This is a genomic window from Micromonospora sp. NPDC047793 (genome assembly GCF_040642635.1).
GTDB lineage: Bacteria > Actinomycetota > Actinomycetes > Mycobacteriales > Micromonosporaceae > Micromonospora.
Genome location: NZ_JBEYSG010000004.1, coordinates 310639 through 326334 on the forward strand (window position 1 = coordinate 310639; position 15696 = coordinate 326334).

Here is a 15696-nt window from a genome sequence, read left to right on the forward strand (position 1 = left end):
GGAAGGAAAGCTGAGCCATGGCACGCCGCAAGGACACCAAGGTCGACCACTCCGCGTTCGACCGGGCCGGCGCGCGGATCGTCGACAACCCGCTGGTCACCGAGGTCTCCGACTCCTACCTGGAGTACGCCTTCTCGGTCATCCACTCGCGCGCCCTGCCGGACGCGCGGGACGGCCTCAAGCCGGTGCACCGGCGCATCCTCTGGTCGATGTACGAGCAGGGCTACCGGCCGGACCGGGCGCACGTGAAGTCGGCCCGCATCGTCGGCGACACGATGGGTAAGTACCACCCGCACGGCGACAGCGCCATCTACGACGCGATGGTGCGGTTGGCACAGGACTTCTCGCTGAACACCCCACTCATCGACGGGCATGGAAATTTTGGGAGCCCGGACGATGGACCGGCAGCGTCGCGTTACACCGAGGCTCGGATGTCGCGGGAGGCGATGCTGCTCGTCGGCGAGCTGGGTGAGGACACCGTCGACGTCGAGCCCAACTACGACGGCTCGCTGACCCAGCCCACCGTGTTGCCGGCCGCCTTCCCGAACCTGCTGGTCAACGGCGCCTCCGGCATCGCGGTCGGGATGGCGACGAACATGATCCCGCACAACCTCGGCGAGGTGGTCTCGGCGGCCCGCTGGCTGATCCGGCACCCGAACGCCACCCTCGACAAGCTGATGGAGTTCGTGCCCGGTCCCGACCTGCCCACCGGTGGTCTGCTGCTCGGCCTCGACGAGGTGCGCCGGGCGTACGAGACCGGGCGGGGTGTGGTGCGGATGCGCGGCAAGGTGGAGATCGGCCCGCTGGAGGGCAGCCGGGGACGGCAGGCGATCACCGTGGTCGAGCTGCCGTACGGCGTCGGTGCGGAGAAGGTCATCGCGGCGATCACCAACGAGGTGAACAAGACCAAGCGGCTGACCGGCATCGCCGACGTGAAGGACCTGACCGACCGGGAGAGCGGCACCCGCCTGGTGGTGGAGTGCAAGGTCGGGGTCAACCCGCAGGCGCTGCTCGCCGACCTCTACCGCCTCACCCCGCTGGAGCAGTCCTTCGGCGTGAACAACCTGGTGCTGGTCGACGGCCAGCCGCGCACCCTGGGGCTCAAGGAGCTGCTGGAGGTGTTCCTGGCGCACCGGTACGAGGTGGTGACCCGGCGCAGCGCGTACCGCAAGCGTAAGCGCGAGGAGCGGCTGCACCTGGTCGACGGCCTGCTGATCGCGCTGCTCGACATCGACAAGGTGGTCAAGCTGATCCGGGCCAGCGAGGACGCCCCGGCGGCCAAGAGCGGCCTGATGCGGCAGTTCACACTCTCCGAGATCCAGGCGACCTACATCCTGGACACTCCGTTGCGCCGGTTGACCAAGTTCGACCGGTTGGAGCTGGAGGCCGAGCAGGAGAAGCTGCGCGGGGAGATCGCCGAGCTGTCCACCATCCTGGACGACGAGAACGTGCTCAAGAAGGTCGTCTCCGACGAGCTTGCCGCGGTGGTGAAGCAGTTCGCGGCGCCGCGTCGGACGACGCTCGTCGACGGTGACCTCAAGGAGGTGCTGGCGGCGTCCGTGCCGGCCGGGCCGCTGGAGGTGGCCGACGACCCGTGTCAGGTGATCCTCTCCGCCACCGGGCTGGTGGCGCGTACCGCCGCCGAGTCGGAGGAGGCCGCCGAGGGGCGGCGTCGGCACGGCCGGGTCAAACACGACGCGGTACGCGCGCTGGTGCACTCCACCGCCCGGGGTCGGGTGTTGCTGGTGACCAGTGCGGGGCGGGCGTTCAAGGTCGACGTGCTGCCGCTGCCGGTGCTGCCGGAGCAGGCGGGCACGGTGTCGTTGCGGGGCGGGATGTCCGCCGCCGAGCTGGTGCCGTTGGCGCCGGGGGAGACGGTGGTGGGGCTGGCGCCGCTCGGTGCGACCGCCGAGGGTTCGCCCGGTCTGGCGCTGGGGACCCGGCAGGGTGTGGTCAAGGTCTGTGCTCCCGACTGGCCGGTGCGCTCGGACGAGTTCGAGGTGATCGGGCTGCGTGCGGGTGACGAGGTGGTCGGAGCGAGCTGGTTGACCGACGGTGCGGAGACGTTGGCGTTCCTGACCAGTGCGGCGTCGCTGTTGCGCTTCCCGGCGGGCACGGTGCGTCCGCAGGGGCCCAAGGGCGGCGGCATGGCGGGGATCGCGCTGCCGGGTGACGCGCAGGTGGTGTACTTCGGTGCGGTGCGCACCGACGATCCGGAGCACGGTGAGCCGATGGTGGTCACCTCCACCGGCGGCACGGTGAAGGTGACGCCGTTCGCGGCGTACCCGGTGAAGGGGCGGGCGACCGGCGGGGTGCGGGCGCAGCGGTTCCTCAAGGGGGAGACCGACGTGGTCGTCGGCTGGATCGGTCCGCGTCCGGTGGGTTCCACGGTGAACGGGGAGCCGGTGGAGCTGCCGGCCGCCGATCCGCGTCGGGACGGCTCCGGTTTCGCCGTCATGCTCGGCCCCACGGTCATCGGTCACCAGATCGACCGCGACTGATCCGCGCCGACGGGTGCGGGTGAGCGGAATCTACGGCACCACCTCCACCGTGTGGAGGTGGTGCCGTGTCAGGTACGGCCGCTGTCGAGCTGAGAGCGCCAACGGATCGCGTTGCCCGGGCCGTCGGTGGGGCATCCGCGTCGCGTCCCTGACCTGCTGGTCGGTCGTCACCGGCCCCTGATAGCACGTACGGCTCAGCTCGACAGTGACCGAAGGAGACCATCCCCCCCACACCTTGCTCCTGTCGGGATGCGGCGCTACGGGACCTGTGCGATCCACTGGTGGTCGAGGGCGTCGAGCATCGCGTCGACCACCCGACCCCGACCGCGCCCGTCCACGGCCGCGTGGGCCCGGGCCGAGAGGGCGGCCCGGCGTACGCCGCTGGTGAGTAGCTCGTCCAGGGTCCGGAGGGCGGCGGTCCGGGTGGTGTCGTCGGTGCGGAGGTCCGGCAGTTCGCCGAGTCCGGCGGCCAGCCCGGCGGCGGCCACCCGGCGGTACGACTCGCGTTGGTTGTCGACCACGCAGACCAGCGCCGACGGGGCACCGAGGCAGCAGAGTTCCCAGGTCGAGGTGCCAGCCGCGCTGACCACCAGGTCGGCGGCGGCGATCATCTCCGGCAGGGCGCCGGTGGGCGGCACCGGCCGCAGCGACTGGCCCGGTCCGGTGGTCAGCGCGGTGAGTCGCCCGGTGACCTCGGGGCGCCCGACGACGACGGTGAGCGTCATCGGCCGCCCGGTGGCCAGCAGCAGCTCGGCCAGGACCGGTGCCGCTGCGGCCGCGTCGGTGCCGCCGAAGAAGGCCAGCACCGAGGGCCGGTCCACCTGCCTCGCCGGGCGGGGCGTCGCCGGCCGGGCGGCCAGCACCGAGTCGCGCAGCAGGGCGTACGCGCTGCCGGCCAGCAGCCGTCCGGAGGTCACCATGTCGGCGCCGAAGTTCTGGTCCAGGAACAGGTCGGCGTCCTGCCCCCGGGTGTCGCCGTCGACGACGGCCAGGGTCAGCACCCCGGCCCTCCGCAGCGCGTGCGCACCGGCCGGGTCGAGGTCGTACGAGTCGAGCACCAGCACGTCCAGGTCGTGCCGGCGGGCCGCGCTGACCAGTCCGTCCGGGGTGTCCGGGCCGGGACGCAGCGGGATGCCCCGGGCGGCGAGGTGACCGGCCGCCCAGCCGACGGTCACCGTGCCGAACACCTCGACGGTGGCACCCCGGGCCAGGAGTTCCTCGCCGAGGGCGAGACAGCGGACCAGGTGCCCGACGCCGCGTTGCGGGTCCGCGTCGCAGCGCAGACCGACTCGTACCGTGCTCAGCATTCCTCCAACCGCTTCTGCCGCACGTCGGCGTTGAGTGCCCGCACCTCCGGTCGCCGGTCGAGCCAGTCGGCGAGCGTGGCCAACGGCACGGCGACGTCGCCGAAGTGCGCCGCCACGGCGCTGACCAGTTGCCAGTCCGGCTCGGTGTCGAGGGTGAGCCGCAGCCGGGACCGGTCCGGTGGGAGGGTGACGCCGAGCACCCGGAAGCGCTCCGGATGAGCGTACGCGTACGAGGTGACGTGCACCCGGTCATGGCCGGTGGCGAGCGTGTCCACGGTCCGCAGCGCCTCCGTGCGGATGATCTCCACGTCCAGGCCGCGTGGCAGCGTACGGGCGATCGACGTGCTGGCGTAGTCCAGGCCGGGCACCGCCCGGTACACCGAGGCGACCAGCGTGACGATCTGCGGGTCGAGCAGCGGGCAGTCGGCGGTGAACCGCATCACCGCCTCGCCCGGGTGGGCGTCGAGCGCGCCGACGAAACGGGCCAGCACGTCGTCGACGGGTCCCCGGTGCCAGGCCACCCCGAGCCGTTCGCACTCGGCGACCACCGCGTCGTCGCCGGGGTCGGTGCTGGTGGCGACCACCAGGTCGGCGAGGACTCCGCTGTCCTGCGCGGCCCGCACCACCCGGCCCAGTACGCTGCGTCCGGCGAGGGGACGCAGCACCTTGCCGGGCAGCCGGGAGGAGCCCATCCGGGCCTGCACCACGCCCACGATCCGTTCGGTCACGACTGGTCCGTCCGCTTGGGTTGCTGGGGCGTCAGGGCGGCACGGACGCGCCGCTTCGCGGCCCCCGCGCCCCGGCGGGCCAGCCGGGCCGGGGTGACGGCGAGCCGACCCACCCGGTAGCTGAGCGAACCGCTGAGCAGGTTGATCGTCGCCTCGGTCCGGCGCAGCGCGCGTTCCCGCGAGGTGAGCAGCTCCTCGGTCCAGGCCAGCAGCGCGGCCATCCGGGTGTTCTCCTCGCGCTGGCGTCGCCACGCCTCGTGGAGCTGCTGGTAGCTGCGGGGACCGGGCGGCGGGTCGGTCGGGGAGACCGCGCGCAGGTGGGCGTCGAGGTCGGCGCGTCCGGCGGCGTCCAGCCCCCGTCGCGCGGCGCCCACCGCGGCCTCGGTCTCCACCGCCGCGTCCACCACCGTGCGGTCGAAGTCCCGTCCGGCGACCCCGCCGAGCACCACGGTCAGGCCCGCCACGTCCAGCGTGGAGGTCCACGGGTGGGCGTACCCGCCGGTGACCAGTTCGGTGGCGAAGCGCCACAGCGTCCGGGCGAGGACCACGTCGACCGGGAGCGGGTCGCCGGCCCGCCAGCTCGGATCGAGCACCGCGAAGCGGTCACCGGCGACGACCAGGTTCTCCGCCCCGGCCAGCGCCACCGCCCCGCCGAGCCGACCCTGCTCGGCCTGCCCGGAGAGCCAGTCGGCGTACCCGCGCAGGAGGCGACGCAGCAGGCCGGTGTCGCGGCGCAGACAACCGTCGAGCAGCAGGGTCCGCAGCAGCCGCCCCGCCGGGACCGGCCAGTCCGGTGCCGCCGGGTCGCGGTGGGCGGCCTGTCGGCTCGCGTACGGTGCGGTGGCGGGTGTGGTCCGTCCGGTCGGTGCCGGGCCGCGCCACCGCCAGCCCTGCGGGCCGTCGACCACCTCCAGGACCGTGTCGTCCGTGCCGTCGGAGCACACCAGCGCCACCGGCAGCCCGTCGGAGCGGGGGGCGGGTGTGTCGGTGCCCCGCTGGGCGAGCACCAGCCAGCACGGGGCCAGCTCGGCCGCCTTGCCGGCGTGCAGCGCGTCCACGGCCAACCGGGCCGGATCGGCCAGCACGAACCGGCCGTCGAACCCTTCGGCGCAACTGCGCTGCAACACCGCGTCGAACAGCCCCGAGTCGATGTGTCGGCTGAGGCGGTCGGTGGCGAGCAGCGCGGTGGTCAGGTCCGGCCGGGGATATCCGGCATAACAGCCGTCCACTCGCAGTCCGGCGTCGACCAGTCGGACGTGGAGCTGGTCCAGCCCGGCCGGGCGGTCCCCGTCGAGCGCCCCGCCGACGGTCCACGCCGCGTCGGCGCGGTCGGCGTACCAGGGGGAGTCGGCCACCAACCGGTGGACGCCGAGCGGGTTGTCCAGCCGCAGCAGCAGCGTCCCGCCGGGGCGCACGGCCGTCGCCAGGCGCCGCAGCCGGGCGTCCCACCCGAGCCGGGGCCCCTCGACCGACTCGATCGCGTCCAGCCCGGCGGCGGCGAGCACCAGGTCGTACTCCTCGTCGTCGGGCAGCCCCGACACACCGGCCACCACCACCCGGTCGACCTGACCGGCGAGCGCCGCCGCGTCGGGGTAGCCCCGCAGCAGCGCGGTGAGCCGGGTGTGCGCCAGCGCCGTGCGTACCGCCGCATCGTGCGGCCCGGCCAGCAGCACCCGGGCGCCGTCGGGTGCCAGCCCGGCCACCAGCGTGGCGAGCGGGCCGGCGTCGGCGGCCCGGTCGGACCAGGCCGGCATCTCGCCGCCGGGCAGCGTCACGGCCGTCTCGGTCGTCACGTCGTCTCCTCGTCCGGGGTCGCCCAGCCCAGCAGTTCGCGCAGGGCGGCGGGCGGGTAGCGGTGGTCGGTGCCCAGTTCGGCGCGGGTGATCTCCACGGCGGTGGCCAGGTGCACCCGTTCGCCGTGCAGCTCCGGCCACTGGCGGCGGATCCGGGCGGTGCCGCCGAAGGTCGGGTCCTCGTCGGCCAGCGTCATCGGGTCGCCGTACACGGCCGGTTCGCACCCGGCCGCGACGCCGTAGAAGATGGCGCTGGTCAGCCGGTTCGACGCGACCCGCCGGTGGCGGCGCAGCTCGTCGAGCTGCCGGTCCAGGAACGACGGGTCGGTGTCTTTCCACCAGTGCCCCCGGTAGCCGTGGCAGACGACCCGGAACCCGGCGTTCTCGTAGAGCCGGCGGACCCGACGCATCCGGTGCTCGTGCCAGTAGAGGCAGACGGTGACCGGGCCGGGCTCGGTGTCCCGGATCCGGGCGATCAGCTCCCGGTGGTCACCCTTGACGTGCTGCCCCTCCCACCCGTGGAACGGGTACCAGATGGTGCCCTCCCGCTCGGGCGCGGGCTCGGCGGCCCGCATCGCCAGCAGGTACGCGAAGGGCGCCCCGATCACGGTGACGTTGCGTCGCCCCACCGACCAGGCCCGCCGCCGGGTCTGCTCGGACCAGAGCAGGCTGGGGGTGCGGTCGGCGTACGGGTGTCCGGGCGCCAACCCGTCGCCGATGTTCCAGCCGTGCTGCACGTACCCGTCGATCCGGGGCGGATGCCCGTCGCCCAGTCCGGCGTAGCGGGCCAGCACGTGCGCGTGCCCGTAGAAGTGGTTCGCGTGGTGCATCGGGTCCTCTCAGGCGGCCGACCGGACCCGGGTGCCGCGCAGCGCCGCAGCCAGCGCGTCCACGACCCGGTCCTGATCGGCGTCGCGCAGCCCGGGGTAGAGCGGCAGCGACAGTTGCTGGGCGTAGAACGCCTCCGCGACCGGGTGGGTGCCGCGCCGGTGGCCGAGGTCGGCGAAGACCGGGTGCCAGTGCACCGGGATGTAGTTCACCTGTACGCCGATGCCGGCGGCGCGCATCCGGTCGTACACCTGTCGACGGCGGCCGTCGCGCACCCGGATCGGGTACAGGTGCCAGGCCGGTGCGGCCCAGTCCCGCCGACCCGGGGTGAGTACGCCGGGCAGGTCGGCCAGGGCCTCGTCGTAGCGGGCCACCAGCTCGGCCCGGCGGGCCAGGAACGCGTCGAGGCGGCGAAGCTGGCTGCGACCGAGCGCGCAGAGTACGTCGGGCAGCCGGTAGTTCAGCCCGTACGAGTGCACCTCCTGGTGCCAGCCGCCCTCGTCCGGCCACCGCTGCTCGTCGGGTTCCCGCACCAGCCCGATGTTGCGGAACCGGCGGGCCCGGGTGAGCAGCTCCGGATCGTCGGTGACGACCGCGCCGCCCTCGGCGGTGGTCATGTTCTTGGTGGGGAAGAACGAGAACGTGGTCACGTCGGCGAGCGTGCCGACCGGCCGACCCCGGTAGGCGGCCCCGATCGAGTGCGCCGCGTCGGCGAGCAGCGTGGCGCCCGTACCCTCGATCGCGGCGCGCAGCGCGTCGTAGTCGGCCGGGTGTCCGGCGTAGTCCACGGCGGCGACGACCTTGGTCCGCTCGGTGACGGCGGCGGCTACCGCGGCCGGGTCCAGTGTGTACGTCTCCTCCTCGACGTCGGCGAAGACGATCCGCGCGCCCAGCGCCAGCGCGCTGCTCGCGGTCGCCACGAACGTCGTCGGCGGCACGATCACCTCGTCGCCGGGGCCGACACCCGCCGCCGCGTACGCCACGTGCAGCGCCGCCGTGCCGTTGGAGACCGTCGCCACCCCGGTGCCGCCGGCCCACCGGGACAGCTCCGCCTCGAACGCGGCGACCTCGGGGCCGGTGGTGAGCCAGTCGCTGCGCAGGGCCGCGACCACGGCGGCGACGTCCTCCTCGGTCACCGACTGTCGGCCGTACGGCAGCATCGCACCGGCATGGTGCTCGTTCATGCCTGCACTCCGCTTTGCTCCGCGCCGACATGAGTCCCACTGTGCTGCTGATTCACTCGCTGGCGCTCGTTCATGCGGCGAGGGCGGTGAGGCCGAGCATGGCGCGCAACTGCGGCACGGTGAGCCACTCGTCGTTGGTGTCGGACTGGTACGCGAAGCCGTCCGACACCGGCTCGCAGTCGACCGGCGGCTGGTAGCCCCAGGTGGCGATGGTCGGCTGCACGATGAAGCGGTCCTTGGCGATCAGCGTCCGGCGGCTGTCGTCCGGCGCGATCATCTCCTCGTGCAGCTTCTCGCCCGGACGGATGCCGATCTCGTGCGTGGTGGCGTCCGGCGCGACGGCCTCGACCAGGTCGAGGATGCGCATGCTGGGGATACGCGGCACGAACAGCTCGCCGCCCTGCATCTGGTCGAACGAGTCCAGGACGAACTGCACCGCCTGGTCCAGCGTGATCCAGAACCGGGTCATCCGCTTGTCGGTGATCGGCAGGCTGCGGCCCTCGGCGGCGAGGCGGCGGAACAGCGGCACCACCGAGCCCCGGCTGCCGACCACGTTGCCGTAGCGCACCACCGAGAAGCGGGTGGGGTGCTGGGCGGCGTAGTGGTTGGCGGAGACGAAGAGCTTGTCGCCGACCAGCTTGGTCGCGCCGTACAGGTTGATCGGGCTGGACGCCTTGTCGGTGGAGAGGGCGATGACCTTGCGTACGCCGGCCTCGATCGCCGCGTCGACGACGTGCTGCGACCCGGTGATGTTGGTGGCGATGAACTCCGACGGGTTGTACTCGGCGGTGTCGACCTGCTTGAGCGCGGCGGCGTGCACCACGTGGTCCACCCCGTGCATGGCCCGGGTCAGCCGGTGCCGGTCCCGGATGTCCCCGATGAACCAGCGCAGTCGCGGGTCGTCGCCGAGTTGCTGGCGCAGCTCGTACTGCTTCAGCTCGTCACGGGAGAAGACCACCACCCGGGCCGGGTCGACCTCGCTGAGGAGGTGCCGGAGGAAGGTCCGGCCGAAGGAACCCGTGCCCCCGGTGACGAGGATGGACGATCCGTTCAGCTCGCTCAATGTGGTGCTCCCGTGGTCGTCGGTGAGCCGGCGACACCGCAGCCGGTCGGGTGGGAACGCTAGGGGCGGTGGGTTAACGCGCCGACGCCCGGTGGTTAACCCGGGCCACTGCGGCCGTGAATGGCGGGCACCGTCGGGCTTGATTCCGGCGGTGTCGGAAACAGTCGTCGAACATGTCGTGAACGCGACGTGGACGGCATGCAGAATCAGTGTCGACGGCGATTGTCGCGCTCCAGTGTAATGGGGATCACGGTGATTTCCCGCCCGTCGTGCACCTCCGTGCGGCCCACACCCTCCACGAACCGGAAACGACGGTTCATCTGCCGTACCACGGTGTTGTGGGCGAGCACCTCTCCGTCGAGTCGGTCCAGTGTCAGCACGTCGAAGGCGTACCCGAGCGCCGCCCGCGTCACGGCCAGCCAGACGGGCAGCGTCTCGCCCCGCTCGGCCAGCCCCTCGGCGTCCAGATAGAACCCCCACGACCCGGTACGCGGACCGTCGAACCGCAGGTCGAAGAAGGTGACCGCACCGCAGGGCACCCCGTCGTGCAGGTAGGTCAACACCCGGCGGGAAGGGTCGGTGCGGACCGCCGCCCACCACCGCCGGTGCTCCTCGGCACCGATCACGTGACTGGTCTTGCTGGCCTGTCGATTGACGTCCTGATTACGCCAGGACAACATCAGGTTAACGTCGTCCCCGGTGGCGTCTCGCAGCACGTAACGCTCACTTTCTGTTCGCATTTTCAGGGTCATCGGGCACCCTAATCACGATTCATCCGGCTGTACACTCCGCGGCATGACGGAATTGAGTCGCGCGCAGATTCGCGACCTCATGGGGCAGGTGCTGGCCAATCAGGGCAAGGCACTGCCGGACGACGACGCGGCGGATCTGCGGGAGATCGGTTTCCGGTCGCTGGACTTCTCCGAACTGGCCCTGCGGGTCGAGGACGCCACGGGCGAGGAGTTGAACTTCGACGCCCCCGGGTTGCGGCGCATCGCCACCGTCGGCGACGTCCTCGACTTCCTCGCCGAACTCCAGCGGCAGTGAGCGTCCGGACCGCCGCCCGCCTCGGCCCGTACCCGGCCGGTGTGGACAACCGCGTCGTGGTCGGCGGCAGCGCGCTGACCTGGCGGGACCTGCCCGAACCGGTCCTGCCGGACCCGGTGGCGGTGCTCGCGCACTCCGCCCGCGACGCGCTCGCCGCCGCCCGGCACCACGCCGTGCACGGCACCGAACTGCTGCTCACCAGCGCCGGTCGGGTCGACGCCGGAATGCGGGACGACCTGCGCGCCGCCGGCTTCACCCTGACCGCCGCCGACCCGACCGCGCTGGGTCATGGGGCCGCGCTGGGGGACGGTGCCGTCGTGGTCGGGGACGGTCTCGTCGTCCTCGCTCCGTCCCGGCCCCGACCGGCCGAGCGCGGCCGGCTCTGGCTGTTGACCTCCGGCACCACCGGACGTCCGAAACGCGTCGGGCACACCCTGGAGTCGGTGACCACCGTCCGGGGTGCCCAACCGGGCCGCACCTGGCTCTGCCCGTACGCCCCCGGCACGTACGCGTGGTGGCAGGTGGTGACGCTGGCGCTGACCCAGCCGGGACAGCACCTGGTGGTGGTGGAGCCCGAGCGACTCGACGACTGGCCGGCGCTGGCCGCCGCGCACGGTGTCGACGCGGCCTCCGGTACGCCCACCTTCTGGCGTCGGGCGCTGCACCGCGACCCCGAGGCGCTGGCCCGGGTGCCGCTGCGTCAGCTCACCCTCGGCGGCGAGCCGGTCGACCAGGCAATCCTGGACCGGCTGCGGGAGGTCTTCCCGGCCGCCCGGATCTCCTGGATCTACGCCTCCTCCGAGGTCGGCGCGGCGATCGTGGTGCACGACGGGCGGGCCGGGTTCCCGGTCGAGTGGCTGGACCGCAGCGCCCCGGAACGCCCCACCATCGGGCTGCGCGACGGGGAACTCGTGGTCACCTCGCCGCACCACGGGGTCGGGTTGGCCGGACCGGTCCGCACCGGGGACCGGGCACGGATCGTCGACGGTCGGGTGCTGATCACCGGCCGGCTCGACACCGACGAGATCAACGTGGGCGGCAGCAAGGTCTCCGCCGGGCTGGTCCGTGACGTGCTCACCGCCCACCCCCGGGTGGCCTGGGCCCGGGTCACCGGCCGACGCGCTCCGCTACTCGGTCACATGGTCGTCGCCGAGGTCGTACCCGCCCCTCCGGTGTCCGGCGCGACCGGCCCGGACCTGGACGAGGCGGCGTTGGTGCGCTGGTGCACCGACCGGCTGCCCGAGTACGCCGTGCCCCGCCGGATCCGGCTGCACGCCGAGATCCCCGTCAAGGAGACGTTGAAGAGCGATGTCTGAATCCGCCGTCCCCGTTCCGCCCTCCACCGTGGTGCTCGTCTCCGGCGGTTCCCGGGGCCTGGGCCTCGCCATCGTCACCGACCTGCTCGACGCGGGGGTGAAGGTGGCCGCCTTCGCGCGTACCGTCACCCCGGACCTGGCGAAGCTCGCCGAGGCCCGTCCGGATCGGGTCCACGTCGACTCGGTCGACGTCACCGACCGGGCCGCCACGCAGGCGTTCCTCCGGGCGGCGGAGGAGCGGCTCGGGCCGGTCGACGGGGTGGTCAACAACGCGGCGGTCGGGCAGGACTCGCTGCACGTACACACCGCTGACGCCGACATCGCCCGGATCGTCGAGACCAACCTGACCGCCCCGTTGCAGCTGACCCGGCTCACCGTGCGGCGGATGCTGGCGCAGGGCCGGCGCGGTCGGATCGTCAACGTCACCTCGATCTGCGCGCAGCGCGGCTTCCCCGGCCTGGTCGCGTACTCCGCCACCAAGGGCGGGATGGACGCCGCCACCCGCTCGCTGGCCCGGGAGTTGGGCGGCCGGATGCTGGTCAACGCCGTCGCTCCGGGCTTCTTCGCCTCGGAGATGTCAGCGGTGCTCGGTCCGACCCAACTCGACCAGATCGTGCGCCGCACCCCGACCGGCCACCTGACCGAGCCGCACGAGGTGGTACCCGTGGTGCGGATGCTGCTGCGCGACCAGACGAACATCAACGGCCAGGTCATCGTGGTCGACGGTGCCGCCTCGATCTGACCCGCGCGCCCCATCCTCCCGCGTTGCTGTGGACGCGGGCGGACCGTCCGTGGCCACGCTCCTCGCCGCCGCGCCGCGACACCTGCGGGTCGCGTCGGCCACCGACTCGGGCGACGCCGTCACCCGCAGCCACCTGGCCGACGGACGGTGCGTCGGCTGGTACGCGCCATCGATCCCGGGTTGGCGGGTCGCGATCGACGCCGAGTACGCCGCTGCCGAGGTGCCGCCGATGCTGGCGCACCGGTTCGGCACCTCGAACTTCTGGGCCCGGTGGACCCGCACCGAGTGTGTGGCCAAACTCGCCGACGTGCCGATGGTCGCCCTCTGGCGCCGGTACGGCCTGAGTGTGCCCGCCGGCACGGTCTGGCTGTGGCGCACCCTGGTCCTCGGGCTCGACCTCGACCTCGGTCCTTCGGGCCTCGCCCGCGAGGTCGGCTCGGCGGACCGGGAGGCACTCTCCGACCTGGTCGTCACCGTCGCCTTCGCCGTAATCCCGGGCCTGCCGTCTCCCGGTCCGGACCTACCGCCTCCTGACCTGGACCTACCGCCTCCTGGTCGGTCCCTTTCGAGCTGAACCGTCTGCGCCGTCGTGCCGCCGACCGGCCCGGGCCTGCCGTCTCCCGGGCCTGCCGTCTCCTGGTCGGTCCCTTTCGAGCTGACCCGTCTGCGCCGTCGACGCCCCGACCGCCTCGCCCCATCCGATCGAGTCCAGAGCGGCCTGCCGGATCGCGGCATGTCGCTGGCTGCCGCTCCGGGGTGGGTAGATTTGTTGTCGCTGGGGCGACAACAAATCTACCCACCAACCGTCGGGGCGTTGTGTGGGACACCAACCGTCGGGGCGTTGTGTGGGACACCAACCGTCGGGGCGTTGTGTGGGACACCAACCGTCGGGGCGTTGTGCGAGGGATCGCAACGGCCGACCCACATGCCGAACTGGTGGCGGCGAGGGCCAACGCTCAGATCAGGTCCCAACTCAGCGGGGTGCCCCGGGCGACGTCGGTGGTGAAGTGGCGACCGAGGACCCGGTCGATCTCCACCGGGTGCAGCCCGCCGGCCGGCCGGATCGAGCGTACGGTGGCGGCGGTGACCTCGTCCCCGGCGCGCACGTCGGCCACCACGTAGAGCGAGCGGCGGAAACGCAGGCCCTCCCGTTCGGCGGGGGTGGGGCCGACGGCGGTGCCGCCGAGCGCCGCGTACGCCCGCTCCGATTCGACCACCAGCGCGGCAAGCTCGGACGGGTCCAGCGAGAAGTCGGAGTCCACGCCGCCGTCGGCGCGGTCCAGCGTGACGTGTTTCTCGATGAAGCATGCCCCGAGGGCCACCGACGCGACCGGCACGCCGATGCCGGGCGTGTGGTCGGAGAGACCGACGGGCACCCCGAACGCCTCGGCGAGCACCGGGATGCGGCGCAGGTTGCTGTCGGCGGGCGGGGCCGGGTACGAGGCGGTGCAGGCCAGCAGCACGATCCCACCGGCACCACCGTCGCGGGCGGTGCGGACGGCGGCGTCGATCTCGGCCAGCGTGGCCATCCCGGTGGAGATGACCATCGGCTTGCCGGTGGCCGCGACGAGCCGGATCAGCGGCAGGTCGACCAGCTCCGACGAGGCGATCTTGTACGCGGGCGCGTCCAGTTCCTCCAGCAGCTCCACGGCCGAGGCGTCGAAGGGGGAGGAGAAGACCGTCAGCCCGTGCTCACGGGCCCGTTCGAAGATCGGCCGGTGCCACTCGTACGGGGTGTGTGCCCGCTCGTAGAGCCGATAGAGGTTCTGCCCGCCCCACAGCTCGTGCCCGCCGGAGATGCGGAACGCCGGGGTGTCGACGTCGATGGTGATCGTGTCGGGCCGGTACGTCTGGAGCTTGAGCGCGTGTGCACCGGCCGCCGCGACGGCATCCACGATGGACAGTGCCCGCCCCGGGTCGCCGTTGTGGTTGCCGGACATCTCGGCCACCACGAAGGGGCGCTCCCCGGCACCGACCAGGTGCGGGCCGATCTTCAACGTGGTCATCGTGATCCGTTCTGACGAGTCCGCACCAGCGGGCGGGGTGACGTGGGGGCCGCTGTGCCGTCGGGCGGGGGCGGGGACGCGGCGGTCGCCGTGGCGGTCGGGGTCGATGCGTCGGGCGGGGGCGGGGCGGCGGGCGCCGCAGCGCGCAGCCGGGTGGCCATCCGGTGGGCCCGGCGTAGCGCGGCGTACGCCAGGTAGCTGTCCCGGCCGACGAGGAGGTGCTTGAACCCGGCCACTCCGCCGGGCCGGGGGTACCCGCTGCCCGGCAGGTACCGGCGGTAGTGCTCGGCGACCCGGCGGAAGAAGTCGCGCCGCAGGTGCGGGTGCAGTCGGTCGTCGTTGCCCACCACCACCAGGAAATGGTTCACCATCAGGTCGAACAGCTCGCTGTGCCAGCGCCCGTCCGGGTGCCGCTCGTGCCGCCAGGTGAAGAGCCGGTCGTACTGGTCGAAGGCGTCGAAGTGCCGGCCGCTGCGGGTGGAGGTGATGGCGCCCTGGCGGCCCTGGCGGTACAGGTAGCAGACCCGGTCCAGCACCGAGATGCGTGCCGCGCCGATCAGCAGCGGGTGGCTGAACGGGATGTCCTCGTACCAGCCGGGGTGGAAGCGCAGCCCCAGCTCGGCCAGGAACTCACGGCGGACCACCTTGTTCCAGGCGGTGTGCTGCACCCGCAGCAGCCGGGGCCGGTCGGCGAGCCGGAACACGCCGGGTGCGTCCCGCAGCAACCGGCTGCTGGGGTCCACCTCCCGGCGGCCACAGTCGTGCACCCGCAGGTGGTCGACCATCATCACGTCGGGGCGGTCCGCCCGCAGCCGGTCCAGCACCACCGGGATCGTGCCCGGCGGCAGCCAGTCGTCGCTGTCGACGAACCAGACGTACCGGCCGGTCGCCACGTCCAGCCCGGCGTTGCGGGCCGGGCCGAGGCCGACGTTGGTCGCCAGGTGCCGCACGCGTACGCCCGGATGCTCGGCCGCGTACGCGCGCAGCAGATCGCCGCACCCGTCCGGCGACGCGTCGTCCACCGCGACCAGTTCCACCTCGGCGGCCCGGTCGGCGGGCACGTCACCACGGATCGAGTCGAGGCACTGCCGCAGGTACGCCTCGACGCGGTAGACGGGTACCACGATGCTCAACAGCGGCGCGTGCGTCGGCTGAATGACCACGCCGCAACCATCGACCGC

14 protein-coding genes are annotated in these 15696 nt (G+C 72.8%); 5 read left to right on the forward strand and 9 right to left on the reverse strand.

The features are described from left to right. The first annotated feature begins 17 nt into the window (after positions 1-17). Positions 18-2501 carry a DNA topoisomerase (ATP-hydrolyzing) gene (locus tag ABZ738_RS11525; protein ID WP_357212545.1) on the forward strand — a complete coding sequence of 828 codons (2484 nt, stop codon included), beginning with the start codon at positions 18-20 and terminating at the stop codon, positions 2499-2501. A 257-nt stretch (positions 2502-2758) separates the two neighbouring features. Here ABZ738_RS11525 and ABZ738_RS11530 read toward each other — a convergent pair whose 3' ends face one another. From ABZ738_RS11530 to ABZ738_RS11560, 7 genes are all read right to left on the reverse strand, one after another. Then, positions 2759-3805 carry a spore coat protein gene (locus ABZ738_RS11530; protein WP_357212744.1) on the reverse strand — a complete coding sequence of 349 codons (1047 nt, stop codon included), beginning with the start codon at positions 3803-3805 and terminating at the stop codon, positions 2759-2761. Next, complete coding sequence (locus ABZ738_RS11535) at positions 3802-4536, reverse strand: glycosyltransferase family protein (protein WP_357212547.1); 735 nt, start codon at positions 4534-4536, stop codon at positions 3802-3804. Before ABZ738_RS11535 ends, ABZ738_RS11530 begins: the two co-directional genes overlap by 4 nt. Then, positions 4533-6329 (reverse strand): class I SAM-dependent methyltransferase, encoded by a 1797-nt coding sequence (locus tag ABZ738_RS11540; protein ID WP_357212549.1) that lies wholly within the window; start codon positions 6327-6329, stop codon positions 4533-4535. The genes ABZ738_RS11535 and ABZ738_RS11540 overlap by 4 nt, the downstream gene beginning before the upstream one ends. Beyond that, on the reverse strand, positions 6326-7159 hold the full coding sequence (locus ABZ738_RS11545; protein WP_357212551.1) for a hypothetical protein: 834 nt from the start codon (positions 7157-7159) through the stop codon (positions 6326-6328). The genes ABZ738_RS11540 and ABZ738_RS11545 overlap by 4 nt, the downstream gene beginning before the upstream one ends. Positions 7160-7168: 9 nt before the next feature. After that, complete coding sequence (locus ABZ738_RS11550; RefSeq protein WP_176095715.1) at positions 7169-8317, reverse strand: aminotransferase class I/II-fold pyridoxal phosphate-dependent enzyme; 1149 nt, start codon at positions 8315-8317, stop codon at positions 7169-7171. Between the two features lie 94 nt (positions 8318-8411). Beyond that, the gene (pseB, locus tag ABZ738_RS11555) at positions 8412-9404 is read right to left on the reverse strand and encodes a UDP-N-acetylglucosamine 4,6-dehydratase (inverting) (protein ID WP_131054456.1); all 993 of its coding nucleotides are present in this window, start codon (positions 9402-9404) and stop codon (positions 8412-8414) included. Between the two features lie 206 nt (positions 9405-9610). Further along, positions 9611-10156: a GNAT family N-acetyltransferase gene (locus tag ABZ738_RS11560; RefSeq protein WP_357212553.1), complete on the reverse strand. Its 546-nt coding sequence runs from the start codon at positions 10154-10156 to the stop codon at positions 9611-9613. A gap of 43 nt (positions 10157-10199) precedes the next feature. Between ABZ738_RS11560 and ABZ738_RS11565 the strand changes: the two genes are divergently transcribed. The 4 genes from ABZ738_RS11565 to ABZ738_RS11580 are packed head-to-tail and all read left to right on the forward strand — an operon-like array spanning position 10200 to position 13083. After that, positions 10200-10451 (forward strand): acyl carrier protein, encoded by a 252-nt coding sequence (locus ABZ738_RS11565; protein WP_357212555.1) that lies wholly within the window; start codon positions 10200-10202, stop codon positions 10449-10451. After that, complete coding sequence (locus ABZ738_RS11570) at positions 10448-11767, forward strand: AMP-binding protein (RefSeq protein WP_357212558.1); 1320 nt, start codon at positions 10448-10450, stop codon at positions 11765-11767. Before ABZ738_RS11565 ends, ABZ738_RS11570 begins: the two co-directional genes overlap by 4 nt. Further along, on the forward strand, positions 11760-12509 hold the full coding sequence (locus ABZ738_RS11575) for an SDR family NAD(P)-dependent oxidoreductase (RefSeq protein WP_357212560.1): 750 nt from the start codon (positions 11760-11762) through the stop codon (positions 12507-12509). The genes ABZ738_RS11570 and ABZ738_RS11575 overlap by 8 nt, the downstream gene beginning before the upstream one ends. A 49-nt stretch (positions 12510-12558) precedes the next feature. Then, complete coding sequence (locus ABZ738_RS11580; protein ID WP_357212562.1) at positions 12559-13083, forward strand: hypothetical protein; 525 nt, start codon at positions 12559-12561, stop codon at positions 13081-13083. Positions 13084-13465: 382 nt separating this feature from the next. Here ABZ738_RS11580 and pseI read toward each other — a convergent pair whose 3' ends face one another. Together pseI and ABZ738_RS11590 are read right to left on the reverse strand one after the other, a co-directional pair. Further along, a complete protein-coding gene (gene pseI, locus ABZ738_RS11585; RefSeq protein WP_176093184.1) occupies positions 13466-14515 on the reverse strand; it encodes a pseudaminic acid synthase in 1050 nt (349 codons plus the stop codon). Beyond that, positions 14512-15678, reverse strand: coding sequence for a glycosyltransferase (locus ABZ738_RS11590; RefSeq protein ID WP_357212570.1), 1167 nt, complete (start codon positions 15676-15678; stop codon positions 14512-14514). The genes pseI and ABZ738_RS11590 overlap by 4 nt, the downstream gene beginning before the upstream one ends. Positions 15679-15696 lie beyond the last annotated feature (18 nt).

What these genes read in the sequence shown, in the direction of transcription:
- ABZ738_RS11525 (WP_357212545.1), top strand. Translation starts at nt 18, where the DNA reads ATGGCACGCCGCAAGGACACCAAGGTCGACCACTCCGCGTTCGACCGG.
- ABZ738_RS11545 (WP_357212551.1), bottom strand. Translation starts at nt 7,159, where the DNA reads ATGCACCACGCGAACCACTTCTACGGGCACGCGCACGTGCTGGCCCGC.
- ABZ738_RS11550 (WP_176095715.1), bottom strand. Translation starts at nt 8,317, where the DNA reads ATGCTGCCGTACGGCCGACAGTCGGTGACCGAGGAGGACGTCGCCGCC.
- ABZ738_RS11560 (WP_357212553.1), bottom strand. Translation starts at nt 10,156, where the DNA reads ATGACCCTGAAAATGCGAACAGAAAGTGAGCGTTACGTGCTGCGAGAC.
- ABZ738_RS11565 (WP_357212555.1), top strand. Translation starts at nt 10,200, where the DNA reads ATGACGGAATTGAGTCGCGCGCAGATTCGCGACCTCATGGGGCAGGTG.
- ABZ738_RS11575 (WP_357212560.1), top strand. Translation starts at nt 11,760, where the DNA reads ATGTCTGAATCCGCCGTCCCCGTTCCGCCCTCCACCGTGGTGCTCGTC.
- pseI (WP_176093184.1), bottom strand. Translation starts at nt 14,515, where the DNA reads ATGACCACGTTGAAGATCGGCCCGCACCTGGTCGGTGCCGGGGAGCGC.